The sequence below is a fragment of the Haemophilus haemolyticus genome (assembly GCF_003490935.1).
Taxonomy (GTDB): Bacteria; Pseudomonadota; Gammaproteobacteria; order Enterobacterales; family Pasteurellaceae; genus Haemophilus; species Haemophilus haemolyticus_M.
The window spans coordinates 192,902-207,162 of the sequence record NZ_QQGD01000002.1; the positions used below are offsets into that span (position 1 = coordinate 192,902).

General features: G+C 40.3%; 13 protein-coding genes. 8 read left to right on the forward strand and 5 right to left on the reverse strand.

Annotated elements, in window-relative coordinates; genetic code table 11:
* From DV417_RS03250 to glyQ, 3 genes are read right to left on the reverse strand one after another with little or no spacing between them, the layout of a single operon-like run.
* Entirely contained in the window at positions 1-438 is a 438-nt protein-coding gene (locus DV417_RS03250; protein ID WP_118781762.1) for a hypothetical protein, read from the reverse strand.
* A gap of 4 nt (positions 439-442) precedes the next feature.
* Positions 443-703 (reverse strand): hypothetical protein, encoded by a 261-nt coding sequence (locus DV417_RS03255; RefSeq protein ID WP_005628150.1) that lies wholly within the window; start codon positions 701-703, stop codon positions 443-445.
* A gap of 58 nt (positions 704-761) precedes the next feature.
* Positions 762-1,670 (reverse strand): glycine--tRNA ligase subunit alpha, encoded by a 909-nt coding sequence (glyQ, locus tag DV417_RS03260; protein ID WP_005628151.1) that lies wholly within the window; start codon positions 1,668-1,670, stop codon positions 762-764.
* A 198-nt stretch (positions 1,671-1,868) separates the two neighbouring features.
* Here glyQ and DV417_RS03265 point away from each other — a divergent pair, with 198 nt between their 5' ends.
* The 4 genes from DV417_RS03265 (at position 1,869) to DV417_RS03280 (ending at position 6,410) form a co-directional block, all read left to right on the forward strand.
* Complete coding sequence (locus tag DV417_RS03265) at positions 1,869-3,809, forward strand: TonB-dependent receptor plug domain-containing protein (RefSeq protein WP_118878549.1); 1,941 nt, start codon at positions 1,869-1,871, stop codon at positions 3,807-3,809.
* A gap of 73 nt (positions 3,810-3,882) precedes the next feature.
* Positions 3,883-4,668, forward strand: a complete 786-nt coding sequence (locus DV417_RS03270) for a substrate-binding domain-containing protein (protein ID WP_118878550.1) — start codon at positions 3,883-3,885, stop codon at positions 4,666-4,668.
* 27 nt (positions 4,669-4,695) lie between these two features.
* A complete protein-coding gene (locus DV417_RS03275) occupies positions 4,696-5,673 on the forward strand; it encodes a FecCD family ABC transporter permease (protein ID WP_118878551.1) in 978 nt (325 codons plus the stop codon).
* A complete protein-coding gene (locus DV417_RS03280; protein WP_118878552.1) occupies positions 5,673-6,410 on the forward strand; it encodes an ABC transporter ATP-binding protein in 738 nt (245 codons plus the stop codon). Before DV417_RS03275 ends, DV417_RS03280 begins: the two co-directional genes overlap by 1 nt.
* 47 nt (positions 6,411-6,457) lie before the next feature.
* Here DV417_RS03280 and DV417_RS03285 read toward each other — a convergent pair whose 3' ends face one another.
* Complete coding sequence (locus tag DV417_RS03285) at positions 6,458-6,925, reverse strand: hypothetical protein (RefSeq protein ID WP_118878553.1); 468 nt, start codon at positions 6,923-6,925, stop codon at positions 6,458-6,460.
* Positions 6,926-7,227: 302 nt separating this feature from the next.
* On the opposite strand from DV417_RS03285, the gene DV417_RS03290 reads away from it, so the two are divergent.
* Positions 7,228-8,553 (forward strand): hypothetical protein, encoded by a 1,326-nt coding sequence (locus DV417_RS03290; RefSeq protein ID WP_118878554.1) that lies wholly within the window; start codon positions 7,228-7,230, stop codon positions 8,551-8,553.
* A gap of 47 nt (positions 8,554-8,600) precedes the next feature.
* On the opposite strand, the gene metH is transcribed toward DV417_RS03290, so the two are convergent.
* Positions 8,601-12,290 carry a methionine synthase gene (gene metH / locus DV417_RS03295; protein ID WP_192878536.1) on the reverse strand — a complete coding sequence of 1,230 codons (3,690 nt, stop codon included), beginning with the start codon at positions 12,288-12,290 and terminating at the stop codon, positions 8,601-8,603.
* 233 nt (positions 12,291-12,523) lie between these two features.
* On the opposite strand from metH, the gene DV417_RS03300 reads away from it, so the two are divergent.
* From DV417_RS03300 to DV417_RS03310, 3 genes are read left to right on the forward strand one after another with little or no spacing between them, the layout of a single operon-like run.
* Complete coding sequence (locus DV417_RS03300) at positions 12,524-13,633, forward strand: transglutaminase-like domain-containing protein (RefSeq protein ID WP_118815703.1); 1,110 nt, start codon at positions 12,524-12,526, stop codon at positions 13,631-13,633.
* Positions 13,608-13,970, forward strand: coding sequence for a mercuric transporter MerT family protein (locus tag DV417_RS03305; protein ID WP_005628992.1), 363 nt, complete (start codon positions 13,608-13,610; stop codon positions 13,968-13,970). Before DV417_RS03300 ends, DV417_RS03305 begins: the two co-directional genes overlap by 26 nt.
* Before the next feature lie 8 nt (positions 13,971-13,978).
* Positions 13,979-14,257 carry a heavy-metal-associated domain-containing protein gene (locus tag DV417_RS03310; RefSeq protein ID WP_005651690.1) on the forward strand — a complete coding sequence of 93 codons (279 nt, stop codon included), beginning with the start codon at positions 13,979-13,981 and terminating at the stop codon, positions 14,255-14,257.
* Positions 14,258-14,261 lie beyond the last annotated feature (4 nt).

Here is a 14,261-nt window from a genome sequence, read left to right on the forward strand (position 1 = left end):
TTAATGTTGAATTGAGCTATAAAAATTCAATGCATATTTGGTGCCGTAAACTAACACCATAAATACCGCAACAATATTGACTACCGCAAAAAAGATTAACTGTTTACTGTTGCTTTCCAGCCAGAGCATTTTAAATAATGCGAGCGTACCAATATTTTCATCAAGTTCGCTCTCTCCACTCAGTGTTCTTAAGGTTTTCAGCATCTTACGTACAAAAAAGACGGTATTAATTGCCATTACACTAAGCGCAATAAATCCGGAAGCGAGGCATAAAAATAGCACAAGCAGATTACCCCACTCCCAATGCCGCCAATCCAGCTCAGAAAACATAAATAATGCCAGTGATAAAAATAACACTGCTGGCGTTAAGTTACGTAAAAACATTAAATAATCATCGCCAATTTTAAATAAAAATTGCCAAAACCCGACTTTCTTCATTACTTTAAAAAATCTCTTTTAATTTGGATTCATCCAAAATAACACGGTCGTCATCTAACAATAACGCCGGAAAGCCCGCATAGCCTTGTGCTTTTGCATCATCAAATGCGGCGTGACGATCACGCAAGCGTAACCATTGTTTCAAATTCGGGATGGAAGATAGTACTTCCACTGACTCATAATCCACGCCCAAGCGTTTTAACTCTGCCACAAATGGCGCAGTATCAGGGCAATCTGCCGCATAATAAAGAATGGGTTTGCTCATTTTTCTCTCCTAAAGTGCGGTCAAATTTCACCGCACTTTTTTGAATTACCTTTAAGCGTTATTTTTTACAACCTGGGAAACCTAAGGCTTCACGGCTTGCATAATAGGCTTCCGCCACGCCTTTGGTTAATGCACGAATACGTAAAATATAGCGTTGGCGTTCGGTCACTGAAATTGCTTTACGTGCATCTAACAAGTTAAAGCTGTGTGCTGCTTTCAAAATGCGCTCATAAGCTGGCAATGGTAACGGTTTTTCTAAGGCTAATAACTCTTGTGCCTCTTTTTCGTATTGATCGAAGCAGTAGAATAAGAAATCTGTGTTTGCGTGTTCAAAGTTATAGGTTGATTGCTCAACTTCATTTTGATGGAAAACATCGCCATAAGTGGTTTTGCCTAATGGGCCGTCAGACCAAACTAGGTCATACACAGAATCTACGCCTTGAATGTACATGGCCAAACGCTCTAAACCGTAAGTCACCTCGCCCGTTACAGGTTTACATTCTAAGCCACCCACTTGTTGGAAATAGGTAAACTGGGTCACTTCCATACCGTTTAGCCATACTTCCCAGCCCAAGCCCCATGCACCTAAGGTTGGGTTTTCCCAGTTATCTTCTACGAAACGAATATCGTTTTTGGTCGGATCGAAACCAAGCATTTCAAGCGAGCCTAAATAAAGTTCTTGAATGTTATCTGGAGAAGGTTTGATTACCACTTGGAATTGATAGTAATGCTGTAAACGGTTTGGGTTTTCGCCATAACGACCGTCTGTCGGGCGGCGTGAAGGTTGCACATAAGCAAATGCCATTGGCTCTGGGCCTAATGCGCGTAATGCGGTCATTGGGTGAGAGGTACCTGCGCCCACTTCCATATCAAAAGGTTGCACAATGGTGCAGCCTTGGTTTGCCCAATATTCTTGCAGGGCTAAAATCATACCCTGGAATGTTTTTACGTTAAATTTTGTGCTCATAATCGTTGATCTAATGTGATTAAAAATGCCCGCATTATACTTGAAAGCGCAAGGCTGATAAAGGTGAAAAAGTGCGGTCAAAAAACGAATTTTTTTACAAAATGAACAGAATTTTTAAAGTAAATGAAAATTCTCAACTAGGAAATGAATGTCTATTGTGCCAAAATAGCGCACTTTTTAAAAAGAGGAACCAACTTAATGAAAACTAACTTAATTACTACCGCACTTTTATTGAGTGCATCGGCTTTTGTACAAGCTGAAACCAAAACCGAGCTTGAACCGATCAATGTGTATTCGGCTTACGCAACACCTGTAAACCAAGATCAAACTGCATCATCAGTCACCGTATTAACAGAAAAAGATTTTGCAGCACGTAATGCGACTTATGTGAGTGATGTATTGAAGACTGTGCCAGGTGTTGCGATGGGGGCCAGTGGTGGACGTGGTGCACTAACAAGCCTTTTCTTGCGTGGTGCAAATTCAAAACATACTGCGGTCATTATTGACGGCATTCGCGTTAATCCTGCAGATGCTAACTTTGATTTTGGTGGTTTAGCATTAAGTAACATTGAACAAATCGAAGTGTTACGTGGCGAACAATCTGCACTTTGGGGTAGTGATGCCATGGGTGGCGTTGTTTATATCACCACAAAAAACGGATTATATAAAGACAAAGAATTTAACGTCGATTTTGACTTAGGCACAGGTTCACATCGCACCCGTGATGGCTCTATTACCCTTTCTGGTCAGCATCATGGTCTTTACTATGCTCTTCATGGCGATAGCCATCGTACGCAAGGGATTTCTGCGCGTAGCGAACGCGTATTTAATTATACGAGCGTATCTGGCGGTAAAAGCATAAATGTGCCGGCAACTGAAAAGGATGGCTTCCACCGTGATAATATGTCTATGCGTTTAGGTTTTGATGATGGTAAAAAAGGCGTTGATTTTCTTGCCTCACATTCATCTCAAACCGTTCATTTTGATAATAGTGCAGAGCACGAAAGAAAATTTGATGACAATACCCGTACACGCGAAACTCGCTATAAATTAAGCGGTTATTTTGGTAATGCAGAAGATTTATTCGTGCATAAAGCGGCGGTAAGTCACGTTAAAACGGACGCAGATACTGCACAATATCAAAGTTGGGCTTCCGCTATTGGTAAAACAGAATACGACAGCAAAAAGTTGAATACGAACTATCAACTTGATATTAACTTCGACCGTGAAGGTGAAGTCAAACAAGCCGTTAGCGTCTTAGCGGATTACCAAAATACAAAATATATTGCTTCCGCTTACAATTTTGCTGAGAAAAAATTAACAGAGAAAAGTGTTGCCGCAGAGTACCGTTTATTTACCGAAGCCGACCACAGTCTTTCTGTCAGCGGTCGTTATACTGACAATAGCTTATTTGAAAATGCCTTCACTGCGCGTCTTGCCAGTGCTTATCGCCTCTCGCCAAATGTAAAAGCACACGCTAGTTTGGGTAAAGCTATTCATAATCCAACCATGTCCGAATATTACGGTTGGGGTGGTACTTGGTTAGCTAACCCGAACTTGAAAGCAGAAAAAAGTTTGGGGGGAGAATTTGGTGTCTTACTTGAAACCGATGATAAGCGTCATAGCTTGGATACGACCTATTTTGCCCGTAATGTAAATAACTTTTTAAGTGACGAAAATTCCCTTACCGGTAATTACATGAATCCAACAAATCGTGCAGTAAACCGCGATGGTAAGACGAAGATCAAAGGCGTAGAAGTGGCGTATAACGGTAAATTTACCGATAGCCTTTCAGGTTATGCGAACTATACTTACACCTATATTAAATCTGAAAATGATCAATATGGTTTAAATTATGTTCGTCGCCCAAAACACACAGGAAACCTTGGTTTAGCTTATCAAATCACGGAAAAATTAGGTTCTGATGTGAATGTTTCTTATGTAGGTAAACGCCTTGATTCCGGCGATTTCAAAATGCCATCCTACACCTTGGCAAACTTAGGCGTGAACTATAAAGTAGCTGATAGTTTGACGATTTATGCGAACTTAAACAACGTATTCAATAAAAAATACGAAAACGTACTCGGCTACAGCCAAGACGGTCGCAATGTTTACGTTGGGTTAAAAGGATCATTCTAATTATTACCCACTAACAAGGGCGTGCTTAGCACGCCTTTTTACATTCTTGATGGCGTAGCGTATCATTATCTATATGCAAAAAACTCGCTTAATTTTAACCGCACTTTTCTTGCCTCTGGCTTCGCATGCGTCGGAGCAATTCGTTTCGCTTACGCTTTGTAGCGATCGTCTTTTGTCGGAAATTGCGCGTCCTGAGCAAATTGCCGCACAATCTTCTTATTCTAAAAATCCCTTGATGATGTTGGATAAACTCAATGTGGATAAGCCAACCCTTGAACCACAACTCACCGCATTATTGCCCTATCTCGATAAAACGTTGCTTATCAATGAAACCTTTTATCCACAACTTGTGGCAGATTTGAAAAAACTCGGGGCAAAAATTGAGCCAATTAATGACACGCCACAAACGGCAGAAGAATTATTTGCGCTAATATTGCACTTGGGCAAACTTACGGGTAACGAAATGCAGGCAGAATCTTTGGTTGAAAAACTTAAATTACAAGATTCTCACCTCAATCTATCACTCACTGACACATTAATACTTTCAGATACAGGCATTGTAGAAACTTATACGCCACAGTATCCAACTTTACTTAATTTACTAGGCTTAACCCCGCTAAAAACACCGCTTACGGCACAAAATTTTTCTCTTGAAAAAGTGTTACGAGCTGAACCCAACGTGTTGATTGAAATCAGCGACCAACAAAGTTATAACGAGCAAGCGGAATTGCTTAAACATCCGCTTTTGCAAAATCTTTTTAAAAATCGACCGCACTTTCGCATTCCAATGAAATATACTTATTGCTTTGATCACGGCGTGTGGCAAGGGGCGGAGAAGATTTATCAACAATTAAAATGATATTTGGATTACATAGGAAATTATTCATTGACCAAAACACTAAAATTAAATACCGCACTTTTCTTAGCGCTACTATTGATTATCGGGTTTGCGATTTATCATCAACTCGGCGATTTTGCTCATCTCAAAAATGCCGATGGTGTGCTCACGGATATGCGCTCGCTCGTATTGCTTGATATTCGCCTACCGCGCCTCGGATTAGCCATTTTAACTGGCGCAAGCCTTGCTTTAGCGGGCAATGCAATGCAGGGGATATTTCAAAATCCACTGGCAAGTCCCGGCTTATTGGGCAGTAGTGCCGGTGCAACCACCACCAGTGTCTTTTTACTTTACTATTTTTCCGTCCCCTTAAGTCTGTTGTTAATTGGCGGTGTGGCTGGCGCGTTATCTAGTTTTTTATTGGTTTATTTAATCGCTAAAAACCACGGTACAACGGCGATGATTTTAAGTGGTTTAGCCGTCAATATGTTGCTCTCTGCTGCCGTCGCATTGCTACTTTCGAACGCAGAAAGCCCTTGGGCATTAGCTGAACTATACCGCTGGCTACAAGGTTCTCTTGTGTGGGCAAAACTTGATACGCTGCTCATTTCACTTCCAATCGTATTATTGGGATTGTTCTGTTTATATCGTGAACGCCGCTATATTGACTTGCTCACCTTCGGTGAAGAAACCGCAAGTACAATGGGCGTGAATCCTAAACGTAGCTTTTTCGTCACGACCTTTGGCGTGGCATTATTAGTGGGTGCAACGATTCCGCAAACAGGCACTATTGGTTTTATTGGCTTAATCGCACCGCACTTTGCTCGCCTATTGCTAAAAAAACGCCCTTCGCAACTTTACATCACTAGTGCATTACTTGGCGCATTATTGCTACTTATTGCGGATCTTTGCGTGCAATATATTCCAATCTTCTCACATATTTATATTGGCACGCTCATTGCAATCATTGGCGCACCTTGCTTAATTTGGATTTTAATTACGGAGCAACGCAAGTTGGTAAGATAATGATTAGAATCGAAAATCTTTCCCAGCCTTATGGCTTAAACAACATCAGCTGCACGCTTCCTAAAGGAAAACTTATCGGCATTATGGGTGCAAACGGTGCGGGCAAATCAACTTTGCTTAAAACGATTGCAGGAATTTTACCTATTACAAGAGGTGAAATTTATTTTGGAAACAGCCCGTTAGGCAAAATGGGTACATCTGAAAAAAGCCAGCAACTCGCTTATCTTGCGCAAGATACCAATATCCATTGGGATTTATCGGTTTATGATGTCATTGCTCTCGGCTTAAATTCGCCATTATCCTCAGTAAAAGAGCGGTCAAAAATTACGGAGATTTCACAAAAATTTTCGATTGCACATTTGATTAATAAATCCTTTCAGAAACTGTCAGGTGGAGAAAAAGCACGAGTGCAACTCGCTCGTTGTTGTATTAAAAATGCGCCGCTATTGCTTGCCGATGAACCTATCGCACCACTCGATCCCTATTATCAAATAGATATGATGGAACAATTAAAATCGCTCACGCCACAGCATACCTGCGTTGTAGCGATCCATCATTTATCCCTCGCATATAAATACTGTGATGAAGTGATTTTGCTCGACAAAGGCAAAATCATTGCGACAGGCAAAACACAAGCGGTGCTAAATTCAGCAAATCTTGCACAAGCCTTTGATATAAGCGTGAAATTTGATGTAGAAAGAAAAGAAATTTATGGGATAGAGAAATTGGAAACCTAATTCCAATTTCTCATTTTGCTGAAAGTAAAAATTATTTTCGAGAAAAATCAACCGCCCTTACAAATCAACCAAGGAACTTGCTTGCCTTGTTGATTCTTGTAGTAAATTGAACTTTGAGATCGTGCGATTAAATCCACATAACTTCCTTGAATCGGATCATACGAACGATAAACCACTTCAAATTTTGTACCGCGCGCATTCAGTGTCAGCGTGTATGAATGATCAAAAGGCACCGCCTTGCCATTATCTAGCCGGAAATAAAACCCGAAGTTATCTTTCATACGGCTTTCACGCGACAGAGGGAAATAAGTCGTCAAATGAGAAATCCCGCCAGTTTCTTTATTATTACAACGATAATGATATGGTTTGTAATTAACAGAATTATTTAACTCAGCTTGGCTAATATTATTCTTTAAAAATAGAGATTTAACCGTCTTCTTCGGCTGATGTGTTGTGGTACAAGCAAATAAACTCACAAGGACACCCACAAACAACGCCATCTTTAATCTATTCATAAATACAAAATTCCGAGAAATAAGAAAGCGCGTATGATAGCGGAAATTGGGAATTGTGCAACTAGGCTTTCAATTTATAGAGAATATACAATCTTTCGTATATTCAAAGCTACAGAAGAGGAAATATGAAGAACAAACAGAGATAGATGGGATTGAAGTGAGTTTTTTAGTGAAATTAGGCACTGTGCGCTATCTTGAATATTTTATATTAATTTAACTCATTGCTTTATTTGATGTAATATAGTTAAACCTTTTTTCTATTTGATAAAATATATGAAATTATATTAACTAAAGGAACTTTTATGGGAAAACATTTATTAATAACAGGAGCTGGAGTGGATCGTTCAGAGGGAATTGATTTTCCTTTGGCTAATACTTTACTTGCAGATGTGGCTGGATATCTAGCTAATAAAGATAATTGTGTTGATTCAGAATTACGTAAGATGATTCCTGGCCTTCGTTTTAATTTTAATAATATGATTGCTAGAGCAGTAGATAAGGTGGCTACAAGAGAAATTCATGAGCAAAAACAAATGATTCAGAGAGTTCGTGAGGTACTCAATAATCTAGAGGAAAATGATGATAAGAATAAGAAGTTAGCGCAATTATTAATCAAGTTATTTGAAAAACTAGCAACGATAGCTGAACAAAGCTATTTAGATGAAGAAACAGAAAGCCTAATTAGAGATGTATTTCCTGATGATGCAGATGATATTATTGATAGTGATTCTATTTTAGATATACATAAGCTGTCTCTTTCTGACACTTTTAAGCTAGTGCTTAAACGAACTTTAAGAATGAGCTTAAAAGGTGATAATCCTATTGCTAGGGCAATTGGAGCGGATTTGTTAAATATAGAAACATTATTAATAGAGAAATTTTTAGGGTTTTATAATGAAAATCCTGCAGATATTAAGAATTATATTTATATTTCTTGGTCTTTATGGGCTTATCTAGTACATAAACAACAAGAAGTTATTAGTAAGAATCTAAGTCTACCATTTTATAGTCAATTACACAAAGATATTAGAGCAGTAACATTAAATTATACTTATTTTCTTGAAAATCAATTGACAGGAAATAATGTTATATACTTTCATGGTGGGTTGGCAGAATATGTAAGAATGGATACAAGAGACTTATTGAACATAGAAAATATACTATCACTTAACCCGAGTGATTTTATTCGTGATGTTATAGCGCCAAGTATTAATTTAAATGATTATGATATATCAAAACAAGTCCATACAATTCCATCGCTAGTTCCACCTTTAAGGTTAAAGCCTGTGTTATCAAATAAATATATTGAATTATGGGCAAAATCAACAGAGTGGATTAAAGAAGCTGAACATATCGTCATTATAGGATATTCATTTAATAATGCTGATGAGCATTTTAATGACATATTAAGATGCTATCATAATAATAAAAAAATTGATATCGTTGTACCAAATGCAGATGGTGACTATTTTAAAAATAGAATAGAAAAAGTATTTAATATTCCGCAGAATCAATTAACCAAAGTTACGGTTCAAAATAGATCTGCTCTTCAGTGTAGGAATATCCGCTTAATTTCAGCTTGTGCTACAGAAATAGATGTTTCTAAATTGTTTGGATTAGATTGTTAATAGTCATAAATGTATGAGGGGGAATAATTCTTCCCCCTTTATGATTCCTACTTCATCGCTACACCCAACCACTTCATCATCTCTCTCTCATCCCAACCTTTACGTTTGGCATAATCTTGAGCTTGATCTTCATCAATGCGACCTAGAGTGAAATAATTACTTGCCGGGTGGGTGAAGTACCAACCGCAGACAGAAGCCGCTGGCCACATGGCGTAGCTTTCGGTGAGTTTCATGCCTATGCGTTGTTCTACTTCTAATAAATCCCAAATCAAGGCTTTTTCGGTATGTTCCGGACAGCTTGGGTAGCCCGGTGCAGGGCGGATGCCGACATAGTTTTCATTGATTAAACCTTGATTGTCGAATTCCTCTTGCGTGTAGCCCCAAATGCGGGTGCGCAACTCAAAGTGCAAGTATTCTGCCATGGCTTCGGCGAGACGGTCGCCTACGGCTTGTAGCAAGATGGCGTTGTAGTCATCGCCTGCGGCTTTGTAGCCTTCCACTAAATCCATTTCTTCAACGCCGGCACACACGGCGAACATGCCGAACCAGTCTTTTTTACCGCTTTCGCGATCAGCAATAAAGTCGCTTAAGCAGAAGTTAAATGGGCTTTTGCTGTTTTTGCCGCGTTCCGTTTGTTGGCGTAAGCCGTAAGCGGTGCCAATGGATTGTCTGCGTTCTTCATCAGAGAAAAGCACCACATCGTCGCCCACACGTTCCGCAGGGAAAATGCCTAAAATACCGCTTGGGTTGAGTTTGTGGTTTTGTTCTAATTCATCCAATACCACTTGTGCATCGTTCCACACTTTACGAGCTTCTTCACCGCCTTCCGGATAATCAAAGGCATCAGGGTAGCCGCCCATCAAGCCCCAAATACGGAAGAATGGTGACCAGTCGATAAATTTGCGTAGTTCGGCAATTGGCACGTTTTTAAATTCCACAATGCCCGTTTGTTTTGGCGTTGGCGGCACATAATCTGCCCATTCACCGCTAAAGCCGTCAAAGCGGTTTGCTCGTGCTTCTTCAATGCTAAGCTGTTTACGCAGTGGCTTACGGTTAGAGAAAGATTGCTGAATTTTCTCGTAATCTTTCTTGAATTGTTCCCACAATGCCGCACGCCCTTCTGGGTTCATCAATGTCGCACAAACCGTTACCGCGCGTGAAGCGTTCGAGGTATAGAACACACCATGTTGTTTGTATTTTGGATACAGTTTAATGGCTGTATGTTCTTTGGAGGTGGTTGCGCCGCCGATCAACACCGGCAAGTCCAAACCTAGGCGCGTCATTTCTCCAAGGAAGTATTCCATTTCATCAAGGGATGGCGTAATCAAACCGCTTAAGCCGATAATATCCGCCTTTTCATCAATAGCGGTTTGAATGATTTTATCCGCCGGCACCATCACGCCTAAGTCAATCACTTCAAAGTTATTACATTGCAACACCACGCTCACGATATTTTTGCCGATGTCATGCACGTCACCTTTCACGGTGGCAATCACTACTTTGCCGTTGCTGGAGCCTTTTTGTTTGGTGGCGTTGATAAATGGCTCTAAATACGCCACTGATTGTTTCATTACGCGTGCGGATTTCACCACTTGTGGCAGGAACATTTTACCGTCGCCGAACAAATCGCCCACCACGTCCATACCCGCCATGAGCGGACCTTCAATTACCTCTAACGGAGTTGGCAGTTTTTGGCGCGCCTCTTCGGTATCTTCGATGATATGCGTAGTAATCCCTTTCACAAGGGCGTGTTTTAAGCGTTCTTCCACCGGCCACGTACGCCATTCGGCGACAGAATCCACCGCACTTTCATCGTTGCCTTGATTGCGATATTTTTCCGCAATATCCAGTAAACGTTCTGTGCCATCTGGTGTGCGGTTTAAGACAGCGTCTTCAATTACATTGCGTAATTCCGGATCCAGATCATCGTAAATCGCGAGCTGTCCTGCGTTCACGATCCCCATATCCATGCCTTGTTTGATGGCGTGATAGAGGAAGACCGCGTGAATAGCCTCACGCATGACGTTATTACCACGGAAAGAGAAGGACACGTTTGACACTCCGCCCGAAATTTTGGCATGTGGCAAGCTGCGTTTAATACGTCCCGTGGCGTTGATGAAATCTACACCGTAGTTGTTGTGTTCTTCAATTCCGGTGCCGATGGCGAAAATATTCGGGTCGAAAATAATGTCTTCTGGCGGGAAGCCTACTTGGTTGACTAAGATGTTATAAGCACGGGTACAGATTTCGACTTTACGCTCTTCGGTATCAGCCTGCCCTACTTCATCAAATGCCATCACCACAACGGCTGCACCGTATTTACGCACCAATTTAGCCTGATGGATAAATTTTTCCTCGCCTTCTTTTAAAGATATAGAGTTAACGATTGGTTTACCTTGTACTGATTGCAAACCTGCCTCGATCACTTCCCATTTAGACGAGTCAATCATCACTGGCACTTTGGCTGCATCTGGTTCCGTCGCCATAATGTTGAGGAAACGGGTCATGCATTTTTTGCCGTCGAGTAAGGCTTCGTCCATGTTCACGTCAATCACTTGCGCGCCGTTTTCCACTTGGTCGATGGCAATTTCAATGGCTTCGGCAAATTTGTCTTCTTTAATTAAGCGTTTGAATTTCGCTGAACCTGTCACGTTATTACGTTCGCCCACGTTCACGAATAGACTTTCATCATCAATATTGAGTGGTTCTAAACCAGACAAACGCATGGCGGTTTTGATTTGTGGCAATTTACGTGGTGGGATATTTTCTACCGCTTCAGCAAAGGCTTTAATGTGTTCCGGTGTGGTACCACAACAACCGCCGATAATGTTCACAAAACCACTTTCTGCCCACTCTTTTAAGTGAGCAGCCATCTCTTCTGCCCCTAAATCATAACCACCAAAAGCATTCGGCAAACCTGCATTCGGATGCACAGAAACATAGGTTTCACTGATTTTTGAAAGCTGTTCTACATATTGGCGTAATTCTTTTGGACCTAAAGCACAGTTCAAACCGAAAGTGAGTGGTTTTGCATGACGGAGGGAGTTATAGAAAGCCTCAGTAGTTTGCCCAGAAAGGGTACGCCCTGAAGCATCGGTAATGGTACCAGAAATCATGATTGGCAATTCTACGCCTAATTCTTCGAATACACTTTCAATGGCGAAAACGGCTGCTTTAGCGTTAAGCGTGTCAAAAATGGTTTCGATCATAATTAAATCCGCACCACCTTCGATTAAGCCTTTTGTTGCTTGGGCATAAGCATCCACCAACTCCATAAAAGTAACATTGCGGAAACCTGGATCATTTACATCGGGTGAAATGGACGCTGTACGGTTTGTTGGCCCTAACACGCCCGCGACAAAGCGAGGTTTTTCTGGCGTGCTATATTTATCTGCTGCCAAACGAGCTAATTTTGCGCCAACAAAATTGAGTTCATAAGCGATAGATTGCAAGTCGTAATCCGCTTGAGCAATCGTAGTTGAACTAAAAGTATTGGTTTCAATAATATCGGCACCTGCTGCTAAATATTTCTCATGAATAGCGGAAATTAGCAGTGGCTGAGTCAATGTCAGTAAATCATTATTACCGCGTAAATCGACCGCACTTTCCTTAAACTTCTCACCTCTAAAATCGGCTTCTGTCAGTTTATATTTTTGGATCATCGTCCCCATCGCACCGTCTAAAATGAGAATACGATTTTCTAGAGCTTGTTTAAGTTGAGCGGTTTTATTCACCATAATTATTTTGTTCCGTAAATCTTAATAAATAACTAAGGAATAATAGGTGTAAGGGCTAGGGGTGTCAAATGTTAGAAGGAAAGTGCGGCGGAAAATAAAGTATTTTTTTATATAAGAAAAATAAAAAGTTTACGCAAAATGATTGAATTATTGCTCAAAAATCCGTTAGCATAGTGGCGTATTAGTTTATCTAATATGTTAAGTTTAACTATTATTAACTAGAGGATCTCTTCATGAAGAAACTTATCGCAGTTGCGGTGCTTTCTGCGTGTGGCTCGTTAGCTCATGCAAACACCAATATTCCAAACTACAATACAGACGCCCATCTTTACGAATTCACGCAAACCTACGATTTAGTTGTGCCAAAAGGCTCGCAAGGGCAAACCAATTTATGGGTTCCATTGCCATTTAATGGAGAATACCAACAAGTGAAATCGATTCACTTTGAAGGTAATTACATGAATGCCTATGTAACAGAAAACAATAAATACGGTGCGAAAACCTTATTTGCAACTTGGGATAAAGATGCACAAAAACGTGATTTAAAAGTCACTATGGTCATTGAAACAAAAGACCGTGAACCGATGGTGAAAGGTGCTTTAGAGAATTATACTCCGCCAAAAGATATTCAGTATTCCGTGGATGTACAAGAGTACTTAAAAGCTACTCCACATATTAAAACTGATGGTATTGTGAAAGAATTTGCTGACAAAATCGTAGGTAAAGAAACTAATCCATTGAAAAAAACTGAATTGATTCACCACTGGATCGTAAAAAATATGGAACGTGATAATTCTGTTTTAGGCTGTGGTGACGGCGATGTAGAAAAAATTCTTACCACTGGCGTATTAAAAGGTAAATGTACCGATATTAATTCTGTATTTGTGGCTCTTGCTCGTGCGGCAGGCATCCCAGCTCGTGAAATTTTTGGTATTCGCTTAGGTGCGGCAGAGAAAATGGGCAAATATTCCAAAGGTGCTTTTGGTAGTGCGAATGAACAAGGCATCGCAAACGTAAGTGGCGGTCAGCACTGCCGCGCTGAATTCTACCTTGCAGGGTTTGGATGGGTACCAGTTGATTCTGCAGACGTGGCCAAAATGCGTTTAGCAGAGAAAAAATCTGTTGAAGATAAAGATACACAAGCCGTAGCAAAATATTTGTTTGGTAACTGGGAAGCAAACTGGGTCGGATTTAATCATGCCCGTGACTTCGATTTATATCCACAACCAGAACTGGCTCCAATCAATAACTTCGGCTACCCGTATGCTGAAGTAGGTGGCGATCCGTTAAATTCCTTTGATCCAAAAGAATTTAAATATGACTACGTCTCTAAAAAACTCTAATAAATCCTTTTGGGTTGCCATAGCTACCGCACTTAGCGCCGCGGTGGCATCAACGTTGTGCTGCATCGCACCATTAATTTATTTAGTATTTGGTGTGTCGTCCACTTGGTTGATTGGCTTAGGCGAATATGATTATTTGCGTATTCCTATGCTTATCGTTTCATTATGCGCCTTCGCCTATGGATTTTGGCTGTTGATGTTTTCCAAAAAAATCATTTGTAGCAAATATATTTCCCGTAAAAAACTCATCGTTTTATATTGGATTGTATTTATCGTGATGATTTTTTTCTTAACCTATCCAACAATTTTGCCTTGGATTTTAGAATTAGCTAATTAGGAATAAAAATGAAGAAATTATGTACCGCACTTTTGCTTTCGCTGTTTGCAATTTCTTTCGCTCATGCGAATGAAACCAAACAAATTGTGCTAAAAGTAAAAGAAATGAATTGCCAGCTTTGTGCTTACTTAGTCAATAAAGAACTACGTAATATCGATGGCGTTATATCAACAAAAGCATCCATTAAAGATGGTTTAGTGACGGTTGTGGAAGATCCCAAAGTCACAAACCAACAATTATTCGATGCGATTCACAAGCTGAAATATACTGCTGAAGTCGTGAATTAAACGC

What these genes read in the sequence shown, in the direction of transcription:
- DV417_RS03250 (WP_118781762.1), bottom strand. Translation starts at nt 438, where the DNA reads ATGAAGAAAGTCGGGTTTTGGCAATTTTTATTTAAAATTGGCGATGAT.
- DV417_RS03255 (WP_005628150.1), bottom strand. Translation starts at nt 703, where the DNA reads ATGAGCAAACCCATTCTTTATTATGCGGCAGATTGCCCTGATACTGCG.
- glyQ (WP_005628151.1), bottom strand. Translation starts at nt 1,670, where the DNA reads ATGAGCACAAAATTTAACGTAAAAACATTCCAGGGTATGATTTTAGCC.
- DV417_RS03265 (WP_118878549.1), top strand. Translation starts at nt 1,869, where the DNA reads ATGAAAACTAACTTAATTACTACCGCACTTTTATTGAGTGCATCGGCT.
- DV417_RS03270 (WP_118878550.1), top strand. Translation starts at nt 3,883, where the DNA reads ATGCAAAAAACTCGCTTAATTTTAACCGCACTTTTCTTGCCTCTGGCT.
- DV417_RS03280 (WP_118878552.1), top strand. Translation starts at nt 5,673, where the DNA reads ATGATTAGAATCGAAAATCTTTCCCAGCCTTATGGCTTAAACAACATC.
- DV417_RS03285 (WP_118878553.1), bottom strand. Translation starts at nt 6,925, where the DNA reads ATGAATAGATTAAAGATGGCGTTGTTTGTGGGTGTCCTTGTGAGTTTA.
- DV417_RS03290 (WP_118878554.1), top strand. Translation starts at nt 7,228, where the DNA reads ATGGGAAAACATTTATTAATAACAGGAGCTGGAGTGGATCGTTCAGAG.
- metH (WP_192878536.1), bottom strand. Translation starts at nt 12,290, where the DNA reads ATGGTGAATAAAACCGCTCAACTTAAACAAGCTCTAGAAAATCGTATT.
- DV417_RS03300 (WP_118815703.1), top strand. Translation starts at nt 12,524, where the DNA reads ATGAAGAAACTTATCGCAGTTGCGGTGCTTTCTGCGTGTGGCTCGTTA.
- DV417_RS03305 (WP_005628992.1), top strand. Translation starts at nt 13,608, where the DNA reads ATGACTACGTCTCTAAAAAACTCTAATAAATCCTTTTGGGTTGCCATA.
- DV417_RS03310 (WP_005651690.1), top strand. Translation starts at nt 13,979, where the DNA reads ATGAAGAAATTATGTACCGCACTTTTGCTTTCGCTGTTTGCAATTTCT.